General features: G+C 67.0%; 5 protein-coding genes. All 5 read left to right on the forward strand.

Going from position 1 to position 3,268, the window contains the following annotated elements; genetic code table 11:
* On the forward strand, window positions 1-1,381 hold a 1,381-nt coding region (gene glnS / locus AC1DS3_RS37045), incomplete at its 5' end, for a glutamine--tRNA ligase (protein ID WP_477129183.1).
* 4 nt (window positions 1,382-1,385) lie between these two features.
* Entirely contained in the window at window positions 1,386-1,604 is a 219-nt protein-coding gene (locus AC1DS3_RS37050) for an RNA-binding S4 domain-containing protein (RefSeq protein WP_043348411.1), read from the forward strand.
* 79 nt (window positions 1,605-1,683) lie between these two features.
* Window positions 1,684-2,067 carry an MAPEG family protein gene (locus AC1DS3_RS37055; protein WP_477129186.1) on the forward strand — a complete coding sequence of 128 codons (384 nt, stop codon included), beginning with the start codon at window positions 1,684-1,686 and terminating at the stop codon, window positions 2,065-2,067.
* Window positions 2,068-2,078: 11 nt separating this feature from the next.
* Window positions 2,079-2,681, forward strand: a complete 603-nt coding sequence (locus AC1DS3_RS37060) for a YceI family protein (protein WP_477129184.1) — start codon at window positions 2,079-2,081, stop codon at window positions 2,679-2,681.
* Between the two features lie 145 nt (window positions 2,682-2,826).
* A complete protein-coding gene (locus AC1DS3_RS37065) occupies window positions 2,827-3,138 on the forward strand; it encodes a hypothetical protein (RefSeq protein WP_477129185.1) in 312 nt (103 codons plus the stop codon).
* Window positions 3,139-3,268: the final 130 nt, after the last annotated feature.

Here is a 3,268-nt window from a genome sequence, read left to right on the forward strand (position 1 = left end):
GCTCTACGCCTTCGCCGAAAAGCTGATCGAGCGCGGCGTCGCCTACGTGGACAGCCAGAGCGCCGAGCAGATCGCCACCAACCGCGGCGACTTCTCCCGCCCGGGCACGCCCTCGCCGTTCCGCGACCGCAGCGTCGAGGAAAACCTGCAGCTGTTCCGCGACATGCGCGACGACAAGTACGCCGACGGCGAGCACGTGCTGCGCGCGAAGATCGACATGAACGCGCCCAACATCGTGATGCGCGACCCGGTGATCTACCGGATCCGCCACGCGCATCACCACCGCACGGGCGACAAGTGGTGCATCTACCCGATGTACGACTTCACCCACTGCATCTCGGACGCGCTGGAAAACATCACGCATTCGCTGTGCACGCTGGAGTTCGAGAACAACCGCCCGCTGTACGACTGGGTGCTGGCGCAGTTGCGCGAATGCGGCGTGTTCAGCGAGCCGCTGCCGCATCAGTACGAGTTCGCCCGCCTGAACCTGACCTACGCCATCACCAGCAAGCGCCGCCTGCTGCAACTGGTCGTTGAAAACCGCGTGGACGGCTGGGACGATCCGCGCATGCCCACCATCGTGGGCGTGCGCCGCCGCGGCTTTACGCCGGAATCGATCCAGTTGTTCTGTGACCGCATCGGCGTGGCCAAGTCCGATAGCTGGATCGACATGAGCACGCTGGAAGGCGCCGTGCGCGACGACCTCGACGCGCGCGCCGCGCGTGGCGCCGCCGTGCTGGATCCGCTCAAGCTGATCCTCGACAACTACCCCGAAGGCCAGAGCGACGACTGCACGGCGCCGGTGCACCCGAAGAAGCCGGAACTGGGCATGCGCGTCTTCCCGCTCACGCGCGAGCTGTGGATCGAGCGCGACGACTTCAGCGAAGCGCCGCCCAAGGGCTACTTCCGCCTGTTCGCGCCCAAGGACGGCACCCCGGGCAGCAAGGTGCGCCTGCGCCACGGSTACGTGATCGAATGCACGGGCGTGGACCGCGACGCCGACGGCAAGGTCATCGCCGTGCACGCCAACTACCTGCCCGAAACCCGCAGCGGCACGCCGGGCGCGGACAGCGTCAAGGTCAAGGGCAACATCCATTGGGTCAGTGTGGCGCATGCCTATGAAGCCGAGGTGCGGCTGTACGACCGCCTCTTCAACGACCCGAACCCGGACGCCGGCGGCAAGAACTTCCTCGACGCGCTGAACCCGGACTCGAAGAAGATCGTCACGGCCTACCTGGAACCCGGCCTGGCGCAAGCCGCTCCGGAAGATCGCTTCCAGTTCGAGCGCCAGGGCTACTTCGTGGCCGACCGCGTGGATTCGAAGCCGGGCAAGCCGGTCTTCAACCGCATCGTCGGGCTGCGCGACAGCTGGGGGAAGTAAGCCCATGCAAACCGTAACCTTCCCGCTGGAGGGCGAGCATATCGCCCTGAACGACCTGCTCAAGGTCGCCGGCGTGTGCGACAGCGGCGGCGCCGGCAAGGCGCTGGTGGCGGCCGGCGAAGTCTCGGTCGACGGCGCGGTGGAATCGCGCAAGACCGCCAAGATCCGCGCCGGCCAGGTGGTCAGCGTGGCTGGCGTGAAAATCCGCGTGGTGGCGGCCTGAGGCCGTCGCGTTCGCGAGCACGCCCGGCGGCCGGCCAGTCCGGTCGCCGGGCGTTTTCCTCCAAGCAAAGGAAATGACAATGCCGATTGCGTTCTGGTGTGTGYTGCTGGCGGGGATCCTGCCCGTCATGACGGTGGGCGTGGCCAAGGCGAGCGGACGCGCCTACGACAACCACGACCCGCGCGGCTGGCTGGAAAGGCAGGCCGGGCGCGCGCGGCGCGCCGACATGGCGCACCGCAATCACTTCGAGGCCTTCCCCTTMTTCGCCGCGGCGGTGCTGTGCGCCACSCACCTGCARGCGCCKGCSGCRCGCATCGAYGAGCTGGCGCTGGTCTTCCTCGCCGCACGCATCCTGTACACCGTGTGCTACCTGGCCGATCGCGCCACCTTGCGCACGCTGTGCTGGACCATCGGTTTCCTGTCGGTGATCGGCATCTTCCTGTTGCCGGTATTCGTCCACTGAGGACACGCATCATGCGGCTTTCGGCAACCGTCGCTTGCGCGCTCTGCCTGCTGGCGCCGTGCCTGCCCGGCACGGTGCAGGCCGAGCCCATCAACTTCACGGTGGACCCGACACACACCACCGTATACTTCRCCGCCAGCCACTTTGAGCGGACCTCGGTGCGCGGGCGCTTCGGCAAGATCGATGGCCGCATCAGCTTCGACGAAGCCAGCGGCAGCGGCGCGATCGATTTCACGGTCGATGCCGACTCGGTAGATTCCGGCAACCGCACGCTGGACGGCATCCTGCGCTCGGCCCAGTTTCTCGATGCCCAGAATTTTCCCGTGGTCCGGCTGCGCGCGAATCGCTTCGTGCGGGACGGGGACCGGCTGGTGGCCGTGGAAGGCGAGCTGACCCTGCATGGCGTCACGCAGCCGCTGCGGCTGGAAGCCGAGCGCTTCAGCTGCGGCGAGACCTCCCTGTTCGGCATCAAGCGCCATGTGTGCGGCGGAGACTTCCGCGCCGTGCTGTCGCGCAGCGCGTTTGGCATGACGCGCTTCCTGCCGGAGGTGGGCGATACCGTGGTTCTGACCCTGTCAGTGGAAGCCGCGCCGGCACTTCCGCCGCTGGAGTGACAGCCACGTCACGCTCGCCTTCTTGCCGCCGCGACATGTCGGCCCAGCGACACCTGAAAACCGGAATTCTTCTGTAGAATCAGCGGTTTGCATTTTTCCGGCCGGTCATTTCCCGGCCTCCGCCTGAACGGGGAACCCGAGAACAATGATCACGATTCAAGTTGGGGATGTGGTGGCAGCCTCGCTAGCCGCCGCGGGCGCCTGCCTGATCTGCAGCATCCCGATGGCCTTCCTGCGCAATTTCCCCGCGTGGGCGCTGCGCACCTATGGGCGCCGCGCACTGCTGGTGCCCCTGATGATCCTGCCGGTAGGCAGCTGGCTGGCCAGCCTGGCGCTGTCGGGACAGATCGACAGCCCCGCCGGGCACACCATGGTGATCGCCCTCGCTTTTCTCTGCCTGACGCTGGCGTCGGCGCTGCTGCGCTATTACCTGAGCGATTACAAGAAATCTCGCTGAAGCGCCGCCAGGCCCACCATGAACCCCCTGCGCTTTGACATCGAGGCCGGCGCCGAAACGCTGGCTGCCGACCGCATGGACGCGGGCAATGGCGCGAGCTGCCTGCTGCTGCACGGCGCGGGCACCAGCC

The organism is Cupriavidus sp. 01L46, from assembly GCF_056399905.1.